Here is a 13,133-nt window from a genome sequence, read left to right on the forward strand (position 1 = left end):
CCATTGATCTGCAGGGTGGCGAGAACACCAAACGCTTCAATGCATTTCTGAAGCCGCCACTCGCCCGGCTGCGTCAATCAGCCGGGCCGGAACGACAGGGTCGCGACGACGCCGCGGACCGCGCCCGGCACAACGCGCACCTGCCAGCCATAGAGATCGCAGAGACGGCGCACGATCGACAGGCCGATGCCGCCGCCCTGCGAATGCTCGGCGTGGGTGCCGCGGTAGCCGCGCTCGAACAGGCGCGCGGCGTCCTCGGCGCTGAGGCCGGGGCCGCTGTCGGCAACTTCGACGGTCCGCTCGCCCAGGCGCACGACCACCTCGCCTTCCAGCGTGTACTTGATTGCGTTGCCGACGAGATTGCCGAGCGCCACGGTGACCGCCGACTCCGGTGCATCGACCACCAGCGGGCCGTCACCTTCGAGACGCAGCACCAGCGGCTTGCCGACCAGCTGCGGCCGGTGGGCATCGAACAGCTGCTCGACGACCTTGCCGATGTCCGTCGCACCATGGCCGCGCTCGTTGCGCGACAGCAGCAGCAAGGCACTGATCAGGTCGGTGCACTGCTGCTCGGCGCGCTGGATGCGCAGCAGGCGCGTGCGGGTCTTCTCGTCCAGCTCCGGTCGCGACAGCAGCAGCTCGACCGCGCCGCGGATCACCGCCAGCGGCGTGCGCAGTTCATGGCTGACGTCGGCGTTGAACTCGCGGTCGCGCTGCACCACCTCGGTCAGGCGGAACGCGTAGTCGTCCAGCGCACTCGCCAGCTGGCCGACCTCGTCATCGGGGAAATGCGGCGCCAGCGCCTCCGGACGCGAACTGTCGCCCGAGCGGTTGAGCCGGTTCGCGAGTTCCGAGACCGGACTCATCACCCGCGACGCGGACCACCAGCCGATCAGCAACGACAGCAGCGACACCACCACCACCGAGCCGAAGATCGCCCGCTGGAACTGGGTCGACCCGCGCGCGGTCTCGGTCATGTCGTAGGCGAGGAAGAACCACTCGTCGGCGGTCTTGCGCACCGCGAGCTTGTACATGAAGGGCGTGCCGTCCTCGTCGATCCCGCTGAGGTTGTGGATGCCGTCGCGCAGCTGGTACCAGTCGGGCTGCTCGCGCCCCAGTTCCTCGAACCGGTCGCGCTTGACCACGCGCGCGTAGATCTGCTCCAGCGGCACCGCCGGGTTGCGCGCGGGATCGACGTAGTAGCGCCGTGCGTACTCGTCGATGTTGCGGTTCATCAGGTCCTCGACCAGCGTGTTCTCCACGCGGTCCCGCGCTTCCTGGGTCAGGAAGGCGAACAGGGTCGTGAGCCCGAGACCGAGCAGCACGAAGGACAGGATGATGCGGCTGCGCAGCCGCCGGCGGTACCGCCGGGCGCGCGTCCGCGCAGGACGCGCCGACGCGACGTCAGCTGGCGGCATCGGGAACCGCGATGCGGTAGCCGATTCCGTGGCGCGTCTGGATGTACGGCACGTCGAACGGCTTGTCGATCACCGCCCGCAGGCCGTGGATGTGCACGCGCAGCGAATCGGAATCCGGCAGTTCCTCGCCCCAGACGCGGGTCTCGAGCTCCTGCCGCGTGACCACGGCCGGCGAGGCTTCCATCAACGACTGCAGGATCTTCAGCGCGGTGGGATTGAGCTGCAGCAGCTTGCCGCCGCGGCGCACTTCCAGCGTGTCGAGGTTGTATTCGATCTCGCCGACGTCGAGCACGCGCGTGTGCGTGCCCTTGCCGCGCCGCGACAGCGCGTTGAGGCGGACCTCGACTTCCTGCAGCGCGAAGGGCTTGACCAGGTAGTCGTCGGCGCCCGAGTCGAAGCCGGCCAGCTTGTTGTCGAGGCTGTCGCGCGCGGTGAGCATCAACACCGGGGTCTGCTTGCGCGCATCGGTGCGCAGCTTGCGGCAGACCTCGAGGCCGTCCATGCCGGGCAGGTTGAGATCGAGCACGATCGCGTCGAAATCGTGGACCACCGCCAGATGCAGGCCGGTCACGCCATCGGCGGCGAAATCGACGGTGTGGCCGCGGTCTTCGAGGTAATCCCCGAGGTTCGCCGCGATGTCCTGGTTGTCTTCGATGACAAGGATGTGCATGAGGTGTCGGTTCTCTGGTCGATTCGGATGCACGTCGGACGGAAGGTCGCCGACGTCATGGTACAGCTGCGGATGTTTTCATGAACGGCGTCGCGACCGCGCATACAAAAAGGCCCGGGCGTCACCGCCCGGGCCGAAAGAGTATTGCCCCGATTGCCGTCATCCGCTGCGCCGGGCGTGAGCCCGGTTGGAGAGAGAGTGCGAGCGCATTCCGGACGTGCAGACTAGTCCCGGACGGCGTGGAAATTCGGAAAAAAAACGTTCACGTTCCGTTGCCGGCGACATTCTTTTTACGGCGTGCCGGACGCGGGGTGGCAACGTGCGCCACCAGGTGGTCGATGATGCCGCCGGCGATGTCGGTACCGGTCGCGGCCTCGATCCCTTCCAGCCCCGGCGAGGCATTGACCTCCAGCACCAGCGGGCCGCGCGCCGAGCGGATCAGGTCCACCCCCGCGATCCGGAGGCCCACGACCTGGGCGGCGCGCACGGCGACCGCACGCTCCGCCTCGGTGGCCTCGACCGGCGTGGCCACGCCACCGCGATGCAGGTTCGAGCGGAAGTCGCCCGGCGGCGCCTGGCGCTGCATGGCGCCGATCACCTGGTCGCCGACCACGAAACAGCGCAGGTCCGCGCCCTGGGCTTCGGCGATGAACTCCTGCACCAGGAAATTCGCGTACAGGCCACGCAGCGCCTCGACAACGCCGCGCGAGGCGGACGGCTTCTCGGTCAGCATCACGCCCGCGCCCTGCATGCCTTCGTTGAGCTTGATGACGTGGGGTGGCGGGCCGAGCATCGCCAGCAGGTCGTCGGTGTCGTCTGGGTTGTCGCCGAACACGGTCACCGGCAGGCCGATGCCCTGGGCCGCGAGCAGTTGCTGGCAGCGCAGCTTGTCGCGGGCGCAGGCGAATGCCGCCGAGGGATTTGGCGCGTAGCTGCCCATCAATTCGAACTGGTGCAGCACGGCATTGCCGTAGCGCGCGACCGTGGTCGCGAAGCGCGGAATCACCGCGTCGTAGGCCTCGATCGGCCGGCCCTTGTAGCGCATCTCGAAACCGCCACTGCTGATCCGCATGTAGCAGCGCAACGGATCGAGCACGCGCACCGTATGTCCCCGCTGGCGTCCGGCTTCGACCAGGCGGCGGGTGGAATACAGCTTGGTGTTGCGGGACAGGATCGCGAGCTTCATCGACGCACCATGGCATGCGGCAAGCCGCAACGAAAACGGCGACCCCTGCGCGGGTGTCGCCGTCCGATTGGAACGCAAAACAGGGTGGAGCGGGTGATGGGAATCGAACCCACGCTAGCAGCTTGGGAAGCTGCAGTTCTACCATTGAACTACACCCGCACAGGCGGCCAGTCTATGCCGGCCCCGCGCGCATTGGCAACGCCGCCGGAGCGGTCGTTGCCAAGCGCGACACCGGTCAGAAACCGGCGCCGAGCGTCGCGAACGCGGTGGTGTGACGGCCGGCTTTCTGGCCGACCGTCAGGCTGGCGCCGATGTTGGCATCAAGACCGAACAGCTTCGTCTGCGTGCCCAGCGTCGCGGTGGCGTAGCTGTTGTCGTAGCCGCGCGCCGGCACCGCGTAGGGCAGCGTCGACGGCAGCGACTGCGACTGCGCGAAGGCCTCGGTCGGTGCGTCCTCGAACTCGCGGTCGATGGTGAGACGCGCGTACGGACGGAACGCATCGCTGGCGGCGTAGGCGAACTGCCAGCCGGCACTGCCGATCAGCGAGTCGATGTCCTGCGACGGATACGCCAGCGAGCTCGACAGCGTCGGATCGCTTTCGGCGAAGCCGTCGACCTCGATGCGCTGCGCGACCAGCGACAGCACCGGGCCGTGCTGCAGCGCGCCTTCACCGAAGTTCCAGCCGGCGCCGATCGCGGCGGTGACGTTGCTGCCGTCGGCCTGACCGGAATGCACGCGCGTCACCGGGCCGATCTGCACGGTGCGGTCGGTGTCGAAGTCGAGCCAGGTGTAGCTGAGCTGCGCGTTGACCCAGGCACCGCTGTCGGCGCGCCAGCCGACGAAGCCGCCCACCGTCGCTTCGCTCTGGTCCCAGTTGCCGCGACGCAGGCCCCAGTCGTTGCCCTGCTTGCCGTAGCCGACGAAGCCGCCGAAGGTCGTGTTGCCCGAGGTCCAGTCCAGACCCGCGGTCACCGCCGGGCCGACGCCGTCGTAGGCATCGCCATGGTCGTAGCGCTGCATGTCGGCGCGCACGTCGGCCCACCAGCTGCGGCCCTCACTGCGAACAGGCGCCAGGCTCAGGCGGTTGTTGACGCGATCGGCGCGGGCGCGGCCGGTCACGGTTGCCGACTGCGGCAGCACTGCGATCTGTTGCGGACCATCGATCATCGCGATCGCGAGGTCGGCGATCATCTCGTGCGCGCGGGCGGCCGGGTGCACGCCGTCAGCGAACAGATACGTGTCAGCCGCGGACGGCGTGACATAGGAGTTCGGGTTGCAGAACACCGACGAGGCGCCGACGCCCGGCTGCGCGCGGCACGCGGCCGAGGTCACATTGGCGAACCCGTACGCCGCGGGGTTGGCGGTGACTTCCTGCAGGAAGTGGAAGGTATCGACCGGAATCACGCGCAGGCCCTGGCCGGCCAGGCCGGCGTAGAGCGCGGTGTTGTAGGTGTTGGCGAGCGCGGTGCCGGTCGCCATGCCGACCGCGCCGCCGGCGCGCGACTGCGGGGTCAGGCCGATGTCGGGGATCGACGGCACGACGACATAGCGGGCGCCGGCGCCCTGCAGCGTGCCGACAAGGGCGACCTGTGCGGTCACGGCCGAACCGATGATCTGCTGCGCCTGCGTTGGCGCATCGGCAACCGCGAAGAGGTCGTTTGCGCCGCCCCAGACGGTGTACAGCGCATTGGCATCGGCGCGGCCGCCGTTCGCGGCCAGATAGGTGTTGACCTGCGAGGCGAGCGAGGGCGCCCGACCCAGGGCGGTGACCGCGGGCGCTGCCACGCGTGCGCCGCCTGCCGCGTAGTTGTCGCCGACCTGGCCGTTGCCGTTCGCGTCAGCGCGGGTGCCGTAACGATCGGCGACGTGCTCGGCCCAGGTCAGCGCCGGGTTCGTGGTGAAGCGGCCGAGGATCGCGCCCGACGGGCCGACGGTGCCCACGATGACCGGGCGGAAATAGCCCGAGTCGGTCAGGCTGTCGCCGAAGAACACCGTGCGCGAGAAATCGTCGGCGACGGCGGGAGCGGCGGCCGCGGCGGCGAGCGCGATGGCGAGGGCGGCACGAAGGGGCCTGGACGGCATGATCGGATCTCTGATGAGGGGTGGTGAAAGGCGGGCGATTATGGAGATCCCCGCGGCCGCAGTCCCGTACGGGACCGCATTGCGGAATGGTCCCACGTCATCTTCCGCCGCAGCACGCCGCACTGCGGCATGACGTGCACCGCGGCGGCGGAGCGGAGACAATCGCGGCATGGATATCCAGCTCAACGGCGACACGCTCGCCATCGAACCCGCACGCACCATCGCCGGCCTGCTCGCCGACCAGGGCCTGGCCGGCCGCCGCGTGGCGGTCGAGGTCAACGGTGAGATCGTGCCGCGTGGCCAGCACGAGGCCCATGTACTGGTCGCCGGCGACCGGGTCGAGATCGTCCACGCGCTGGGCGGCGGCTGAGCAAGCAGCCCGCCGCCCACGGCCGGCGTTGCGATCTCCGCGCGGCATCCCGAGGACCACGTGTCGACCTGCGCGATCACCGGGCCGCGCGCCGCGCGGGCATCGCGACCGCCGAGCGCTCGCCACCCGCCCCGGTCCAACACGCATCCTGTGCGTCGCCAGCGCAGCCATTCCTGCAGATGCGACCGCCCGACGACGCATCTCCCGCCCGCTTCGGCGATAATCCTGCGATGAGCACCGCATCCCACGCAGACGCCGGCCTCGTCATCGCCGGCAAGACCTACCGTTCCCGCCTGTTGACCGGCACCGGCAAATTCAAGGATCTCGACGAGACCCGCGCCGCGACCGAATCCGCAGGCGCGCAGATCGTCACTGTCGCGATCCGTCGTACCAATATCGGCCAGAACCCGGGCGAGCCCAACCTGCTCGACGTGCTGCCGCCGGACCGCTACACGATCCTGCCCAATACCTCCGGCTGCTACACCGCCGAAGACGCGGTGCGCACCTGCCGCCTCGCGCGCGAGCTGCTCGACGGGCACAACCTGACCAAGCTCGAAGTGCTGGGCGACCAGAAGACGCTGTTCCCCGACGTCGTGCAGACGCTCAAAGCGGCCGAACAGCTGGTCAAGGACGGCTTCGAGGTCATGGTCTACACCAGCGACGATCCCATCCTGGCCAAGCGCCTGGAGGAGATCGGCTGCGCCGCGGTGATGCCGCTGGCCGCACCGATCGGCTCGGGCCTGGGCATCCAGAACAAGTACAACCTGCTCGAGATCATCGAGAACGCGAAGGTGCCGATCATCGTCGACGCCGGCGTCGGCACCGCGTCCGACGCGGCGATCGCAATGGAGCTGGGCTGCGACGGGGTGCTGATGAATACCGCCATCGCCGGCGCACGCGATCCGGTGCGCATGGCCCGCGCGATGAAGCTGGCGGTCGAAGCGGGACGCGATGCGTTCCTGGCAGGCCGCATTCCGCGCAAGCGCTACGCCAGTGCGTCCTCGCCGATCGACGGCCTGGTGGGCTGACGCGCGCGGCATGACCGATCCGTTTTCCAGCAGCGGCGCCAAGGCACCGCCCAAGCCGTTCACGGCGACCGAGGGCCGTCGCGAGATCCGCAGCTTCGTGCTGCGCCAAGGCCGGTTCACGCCGGCGCAGCAGCGCGCCTTCGACGCTGCGTGGCCGCGCCTGGGGCTGGACTACACCGGGCAGCCGCGTGATTTCGATGCGGTCTTCGGACGCAGCGCGCCGCGCATCGTCGAGATCGGCTTCGGCAACGGCGATGCGCTGCGTTTCTCGGTCGCGCAGGATCCCGCGCGTGACCACCTCGGCATCGAGGTGCATGCGCCGGGCGTCGGCCGCGTGCTCAATGCATTGAGCGACGACGGCCACCCCAACGTCCGCGTGTATCACCACGATGCGGTCGAGGTGCTGACCCACGAGATCGCCGACGGCGCGCTCGACGAGATCCGCATCTATTTCCCGGATCCCTGGCACAAGAAGCGCCACAACAAGCGGCGGCTGGTACAGCCGGCATTCGCGGCCCTGCTGGTGCGCAAGCTCGCGCCTGGCGGCCGTCTGCATCTGGCGACGGACTGGGCCGATTACGCCGAACAGATGTGGGACGTGCTGGATGCGACGCCGGGCCTACGCAACCGCGCCGGTGCCCGCGGCCATGTGCCGCGCCCGGCCTGGCGACCGCAGACCCACTTCGAAACCCGCGGACAGAAACTCGGTCACGGGGTGTGGGACCTGATCTACGACCGCGTCGACGACGCCCTGGCCACGGCGACCTGACGCCCATGGCCCGGACCGCAGGACGCCCGGTTCGACCTTCGCTGCAGTCTGCGGCGTGCACGGTGTGGTCGACGGAAGACCACGATTCCGCGCCACCGCCCTCCGGGTGGGACGGACCCCCGCGCTGATGGACACCGCGCTCGCGCTCACCACCGACATGAAGATCGTGCTGGCCCTCGTCGGGCTGACGATGGTCATGTTCCTGTTCCAGCGGGTGCGCGCCGATCTCGTCGCCCTCGTGGTGCTGGTGATGCTGGGCCTGACCGGTCTGGTCGCGCCGGAAGACGTGTTCAACGGGTTCTCGTCCAACGCGGTCATCAGCGTGATCGCGACGATGATCCTCGGCATGGGCCTGGACCGCACCGGTGCACTCAACCGGCTGGCCGGCTGGCTGCTGCGCCGCGCCAAGGGCCAGGAGGACCGGTTGCTGCTGCTCACCGCGGCGACCGCCGGCCTGAACTCTGCGGTGATGCAGAACCCCTCGGTCATGGCGCTGTACATGCCGGTGGCCGCGCGCCTCTCGTCGCGATCGGGCCTGCGTCTGGCGCAGATCCTGTTGCCGGTGTGCGTGGCGATCGTCATGGGCGGCACGCTGACCATGGTCGGCAGCTCGCCGCTGATCCTGCTCAACGACCTGCTGACGGCCGCCAACGCCAACCTGCCCTCGGGTTCGGCGACGCTGGAATCGCTGAACATGTTCGCGCCGTTGCCGATCGGCCTGGTGCTGCTGGCCTCGGGTCTGGCCTACTTCCATTTCCGCGGCCACCGACAGCTCGGCGAGCCCTCGGATGCGGCGGAAGGCACCGTCACCCCGGCGCGTACGCAGAGCTATTTCTCCAGCGCCTACGGCATCGAAGGCGACATCTTCGAACTGACCGTCACCGCCGAAAGCCCGCTGGTCGGCATGACCTTCGGTGAGGCCGAATCCATGTACGACGCGCCGATGCTGCTGGCGCTGAAGTCGGAGAACGACTCGCGGCTGGCTCCGCCCGCCGACAGCCGGATCTGGGTGGGCAGCGTCCTCGGCGCCATGGGGCCGCGCCAGCAGGTCTCCGATTTCGCGCAGAACCAGTTCCTGCGCATGAGCTCGCGGTTGCGCCATTTCGGCGACCTGTTCAATCCCAGCCGCGCCGGCATCGCCGAAGCCGTGGTGCCGCCGACCTCGAAGTTCATCGGCAAGTCTGCCGCCGAACTCAGCCTCGGCAAGAAGTACGGCGTGCGTCTGCTGGCGATCAACCGCGACAAGCAGGTGCTGCGCGAGGACGTGCGCAAGATGACCCTGCGCGCCGGCGACATGCTGGTGCTGCACAGCATCTGGCAGGACCTGGCGAAGACCGCGAAGTCGCTGGATTTCCTGATCGTCACCGACTATCCCAAGGGCGAGCAGCGGCCGCACAAGTTCAAGATCGCGATGGCGATCTTCGCCGTGACGATGCTGATTGCGCTGTCCTCGCGCATTCCCACGTCGGTGGCGCTGATGACTGGCGTCGCCGGCATGCTGGTGTTCGGCGTGCTGAAGATGGACGAGGCCTACAGCGCGATCAACTGGAAGACCGTCTTCCTGATGGCCTGCCTGATCCCGCTGGGCTGGGCGATGGACTCCAGCGGCGCGGCCGCCTGGGTGGCCGGCCATACGATCGAGCGCCTGCCGTCCGGCGTGCCGATCTGGATCCTGGAACTTGCGGTCGCGCTGCTGACCGCCGCGTTCTCGATGGTGATCAGCCATGTCGGCGCGACAATCGTCGTCGTGCCCCTTGCGATCAATCTGGCATTGGCGGCTGGCGGCAATCCCACCGCGTTCGCCCTGATCGTGGCGCTGGCCGCATCGAACAACTTCGTCACCCAGTCCAATCCGGTGATGTCGATGATCATCGGCCCGGCCGGCTACAAGGCCCGCGAGTTGTGGCGTATCGGTCTACCGATCTCGCTGATGTACACGGCGATCATCGTGCTGATGGTCAACCTGCTGTTCTGACCGGTCCGCCGCGCGGCGGCGACGCGCTCAGCCCAGATGCACCTGTCCGTCGCGCACGTGCACAGTGACCGGACGCAGCGATTCGCCGCGGCAAGGCCCGGCTACGCACATGCCGTCCGCGAGCGCGAAGCTGGCGCCATGGGCGGCGCAGACCAGATGACCGTCCTTGGACAGCAGGAAACGTCCCGGCGCCCAGTCCAGCCGGCGACCGGCGTGCGGGCAGATGTTGAACCAGGCGCTGACCCGATCGCCAGAGCGATGGAGTACCAGCGATTCGGCATCGCCGTCGATCGTGGCCTCGACTTCTGCGAAACCGCCGTCATCGATGGTGTCGAGCGCGAGGAGCGGCACGCCCTCACGCGGATTTAACGAAGACATTACAACTCCAGAGTGGCATCGACCGATACTGTCTTCCCGGCCGCGCGCCGCATTGTGTCACGAGCCTGACCCGACGATGTCCAACGCCTTCTTCCGCGATCTCCATGCCCGTTTCGACGCCTCCGGTGTGCGCGCGATGTTCGCGCCGCGCAAGCCGAGGCACCCGATGCTGCGCGCACTGCTGGGATTGACGGGGGTCGCGTTGCTGGCGGTGTTGCTCGTGGCGGGCCTGTTCATCGGTGCGGCGATGATCCTGTTCGGCATCACCCGCCGCCTGCTGGTGCGTGGCGGCAAGACGCCGCGCGAGACACGCGCGGTCGACGCCCGGTTCGTGGACGCCGAGTACCGCGTGGTCCGCGATCGCGACCAGCCGGTTCTGCGCTGATCCAGCTGCGCGCGGCGCGACCGTCGCCGCCCTCCTCTTCCATCGCCCGACTGGCGCGCCCGCGCCGAGGCCGTCCATGACCGAATCCACTGTCGACGTCGTCCCCGTCGCCGCGCCCGCTCGCGTGCCCGTCCGGGGCGGCGGCACGTTCCCGGTGCGCCGTATCTATTGTGTCGGCCGCAATTTCGCCGACCACGCCCGCGAGATGGGCGCCACCGCGCCCACCTCGATCGCCGATCGTGGTACGCCCGTGTTCTTCGCCAAGCCGGCGGATGCCGTCGTCACCGGCGGCGACGTGCCCTATCCGACGGCGACCCGCGACCTGCATCACGAGGTCGAACTGGTCGTCGCGCTGGGACGCGATGCACCGCCGGGCGTGCTGCCCGTCGATCAGGCGGACGACCTGGTCTACGGCTATGCGGTCGGACTCGATCTGACGCGGCGCGACCTGCAGGCGGCGGCGAAGGCCAAGGGCCTGCCGTGGGACATCGCCAAGGGGTTCGACGCATCCGCACCGATCGGTGCGCTCGTGCCCGCGGCCGAAATCGGCGATCTCGCCTCGCGCACGCTCTCGCTGACGGTCAACGGCGAGCACCGGCAGCGTTCGACCTTGGACCAGCTGATCTGGACGGTGCCCGAAATCCTGCACGAGCTGTCGCAGCTGTTCGCGCTGCGCGCCGGCGACCTGGTCTTCATGGGCACGCCCGCGGGCGTGGCCGCATTGCAGCCCGGCGACACCTGCGAAGCCCGCCTCGACGACGTGCTCGAACTGCACTGCAGAATCACCGCGCCGTCGCTATAGTCATCCGCGCATCCCTTCCTGCGCTGGAGACATCATGGGCATTCTGTCCGAATTCAAGGAGTTCGCGGTCCGCGGCAACGTCATCGATCTCGCGGTCGGTGTCGTCATCGGCGCATCGTTCGGCAAGATCGTCACGGCCCTGGTCGACCAGATCATCATGCCGCCGATCGGAATGCTGATCGGCAACGTCGACTTCACCGAACTCGCCATCACGCTGCGCGCGGCGACGGTCGATGCCGCCACCGGCGAAGAGATTCCCGCAGTCGCGATCGGCTACGGCATCTTCATCAACACCATCATCCAGTTCACCATCGTGGCGTTCGCGATCTTCCTCGCGGTCAAGTTCATCAACCGCCTGAAGCGCAAGCAGGCCGAAGCGCCGGAACCGGCCAAGCCGGCCGAGCCGAGCGAAGAAGTGAAGCTGTTGCGCGACATCCGCGATTCGCTCAGGACTCCGGGCGCGCCCACCGTCTGACGGCGCCGCGACCGGACACGTCCGGCACATCGCATCCGAGGGGGCCGCAGGCGACAATGCCGCGGCCCTTTCCTTTTGTCGTCGGAGACCGTGCATGCGCCCTGCCCCGTTCCTCAAGCCCCTCGTAAGCGCGCTGCTGTCGGGCGCCCTGCTGGTCGCTGCGCCCCTGTCCGCGCGTGATGCGGCATCCTCCGGCGCCATGCCGAAGTCCGCGCTCGATGCCGCCACCCAGTTGCGCGAACGCGCACTTGGCGACGGCACCGCCTACGCCCTGATCGAATCGCTGACCACCGAGGTCGGCCCGCGCCTGCCCGGCAGTGCGGCCGATGCGCTGGCTGTCGAATGGGCCAAGGCGCGGTTCGAGGCCCTCGGCTACGACAAGGTCTGGACCGAGCCGGTGACGTTTCCGAAGTGGGAGCGCCGCAGCGAACATGCGGCCGTCGTCGGCGCCCATGCGCAGCCGCTGGTGATCACCGCGCTTGGCGGCAGCCCGGCCGGCGATGTCACCGCGGAACTCGTGCGCTTCGACAGCGTCGCCGCGCTGGAAGCGGCCGATCCCGCGACGCTGCGCGGCAAGCTTGCGTTCGTCGACGTGCCAATGGCGCGTTCGCGCGATGGCAGCGGCTACGGCGCTGCCGGTCCGGTGCGTGGCCGTGGTCCGTCGATCGCCGCGCGCAAGGGTGCTGCGGGCTATCTGATGCGTTCGATCAGCACCAGCCCGCACCGCGTCGCCAACACCGGCATCACCCGGTTCGATGCAGACGTCACCCCGATTCCGTCGGCCGCGCTGTCCTTGCCCGACGCCGACCAGCTCGCGCGCCTGCTGACCCGCGGATCGGTGCAGGTGCATCTGGCGCTGGATGTCGGCTGGAACGGCGAGTACACCTCGCAGAACGTCATCGCGGAACTCACCGGCCGCGAAGCACCGGACGAGATCGTGCTGATCGCCGGACATCTGGATTCCTGGGATCTGGGCACCGGCGCAGTCGACGATGCCTCCGGCATCGGCATCACGATGGCCGCCGGTCACCTGATCGCGCAGCTGCCGCAGCGCCCGCGTCGCACGGTGCGCGTGGTCGCGTTCGCGAACGAGGAACAGGGTCTGATCGGCGCACGCGCCTACGCCGAGGCGCACGGTGGCGCGGACGTCATCGCGCAACACATCATCGGCGCGGAAAGCGACTTCGGCGCCGGTCGCATTTACGGCTTCAATACCAGCGCGCCGGCCGGCGAACGCGCGACCAGCGATGCGATCGCCGAAATCCTGCGCCCGCTCGGCATCGATTACCTGCAGGACAAGGGCAGCCCGGGCCCCGACATCTCGCCGCTGGCCGCCAAGGGCGGCGCGTGGGGCTGGCTGGGCCAGGACGGCACCGACTACTTCGACCTGCACCACAACGCCAACGACACCTTCGACAAGGTGGATCCGGATGCGGTCGCGCAGAACACCGCGGCCTACGCCGTGTTCGCGTGGCTGGCGGCGGAATCGGAAGGCGGCTTCGGCAGCGCGCCGAAGACCGAGGCGACGCCGGAGCACTGATGCCGGCACATCGCATCGCGCATGAGCGCGATGCGGCAGTCGAGCACTCGCGCG

13 protein-coding genes and 1 tRNA gene are annotated in these 13,133 nt (G+C 68.8%); 8 read left to right on the plus strand and 6 right to left on the minus strand.

Annotated features, from left to right (window positions below):
- Nucleotides 1-77: 77 nt before the first annotated feature.
- From AC3A5K_RS10295 to AC3A5K_RS10315, 5 genes are all read right to left on the minus strand, one after another.
- A complete protein-coding gene (locus AC3A5K_RS10295) occupies nt 78-1,418 on the minus strand; it encodes a sensor histidine kinase (RefSeq protein ID WP_487617429.1) in 1,341 nt (446 codons plus the stop codon).
- Entirely contained in the window at nt 1,405-2,088 is a 684-nt protein-coding gene (locus AC3A5K_RS10300) for a response regulator transcription factor (protein ID WP_487617430.1), read from the minus strand. Before AC3A5K_RS10300 ends, AC3A5K_RS10295 begins: the two co-directional genes overlap by 14 nt.
- A 262-nt stretch (nt 2,089-2,350) precedes the next feature.
- Complete coding sequence (gene rimK / locus AC3A5K_RS10305) at nt 2,351-3,274, minus strand: 30S ribosomal protein S6--L-glutamate ligase (protein ID WP_487617431.1); 924 nt, start codon at nt 3,272-3,274, stop codon at nt 2,351-2,353.
- A gap of 85 nt (nt 3,275-3,359) precedes the next feature.
- Nucleotides 3,360-3,433, minus strand: a tRNA-Gly gene (locus AC3A5K_RS10310).
- A 76-nt stretch (nt 3,434-3,509) separates the two neighbouring features.
- A complete protein-coding gene (locus AC3A5K_RS10315; protein WP_487617432.1) occupies nt 3,510-5,357 on the minus strand; it encodes an autotransporter domain-containing protein in 1,848 nt (615 codons plus the stop codon).
- A gap of 169 nt (nt 5,358-5,526) precedes the next feature.
- Here AC3A5K_RS10315 and thiS point away from each other — a divergent pair, with 169 nt between their 5' ends.
- The 4 genes from thiS to AC3A5K_RS10335 all read left to right on the plus strand — a co-directional run bounded on the left by thiS (nt 5,527) and on the right by AC3A5K_RS10335 (nt 9,499).
- Entirely contained in the window at nt 5,527-5,727 is a 201-nt protein-coding gene (gene thiS, locus AC3A5K_RS10320) for a sulfur carrier protein ThiS (protein ID WP_487617433.1), read from the plus strand.
- A gap of 230 nt (nt 5,728-5,957) precedes the next feature.
- Nucleotides 5,958-6,755 (plus strand): thiazole synthase, encoded by a 798-nt coding sequence (locus AC3A5K_RS10325; protein WP_487617434.1) that lies wholly within the window; start codon nt 5,958-5,960, stop codon nt 6,753-6,755.
- A 10-nt stretch (nt 6,756-6,765) separates the two neighbouring features.
- Nucleotides 6,766-7,524 (plus strand): tRNA (guanosine(46)-N7)-methyltransferase TrmB, encoded by a 759-nt coding sequence (gene trmB / locus AC3A5K_RS10330; protein ID WP_487617435.1) that lies wholly within the window; start codon nt 6,766-6,768, stop codon nt 7,522-7,524.
- Between the two features lie 127 nt (nt 7,525-7,651).
- Nucleotides 7,652-9,499, plus strand: coding sequence for an SLC13 family permease (locus AC3A5K_RS10335; protein WP_487617733.1), 1,848 nt, complete (start codon nt 7,652-7,654; stop codon nt 9,497-9,499).
- A 27-nt stretch (nt 9,500-9,526) separates the two neighbouring features.
- Here AC3A5K_RS10335 and AC3A5K_RS10340 read toward each other — a convergent pair whose 3' ends face one another.
- The gene (locus tag AC3A5K_RS10340) at nt 9,527-9,877 is read right to left on the minus strand and encodes a Rieske (2Fe-2S) protein (protein WP_487617436.1); all 351 of its coding nucleotides are present in this window, start codon (nt 9,875-9,877) and stop codon (nt 9,527-9,529) included.
- A 76-nt stretch (nt 9,878-9,953) separates the two neighbouring features.
- Here AC3A5K_RS10340 and AC3A5K_RS10345 point away from each other — a divergent pair, with 76 nt between their 5' ends.
- From AC3A5K_RS10345 to AC3A5K_RS10360, 4 genes are all read left to right on the plus strand, one after another.
- A complete protein-coding gene (locus AC3A5K_RS10345; RefSeq protein WP_487617437.1) occupies nt 9,954-10,262 on the plus strand; it encodes a hypothetical protein in 309 nt (102 codons plus the stop codon).
- A gap of 76 nt (nt 10,263-10,338) precedes the next feature.
- Complete coding sequence (locus AC3A5K_RS10350; protein ID WP_487617438.1) at nt 10,339-11,064, plus strand: fumarylacetoacetate hydrolase family protein; 726 nt, start codon at nt 10,339-10,341, stop codon at nt 11,062-11,064.
- 34 nt (nt 11,065-11,098) lie between these two features.
- The gene (gene mscL, locus AC3A5K_RS10355; RefSeq protein WP_487617439.1) at nt 11,099-11,539 is read left to right on the plus strand and encodes a large-conductance mechanosensitive channel protein MscL; all 441 of its coding nucleotides are present in this window, start codon (nt 11,099-11,101) and stop codon (nt 11,537-11,539) included.
- 94 nt (nt 11,540-11,633) lie between these two features.
- Entirely contained in the window at nt 11,634-13,079 is a 1,446-nt protein-coding gene (locus AC3A5K_RS10360) for a M20/M25/M40 family metallo-hydrolase (protein WP_487617440.1), read from the plus strand.
- The last annotated feature ends 54 nt before the right edge of the window (nt 13,080-13,133 follow it).

The organism is Luteimonas sp. Soil_C_5 (assembly GCF_057656615.1).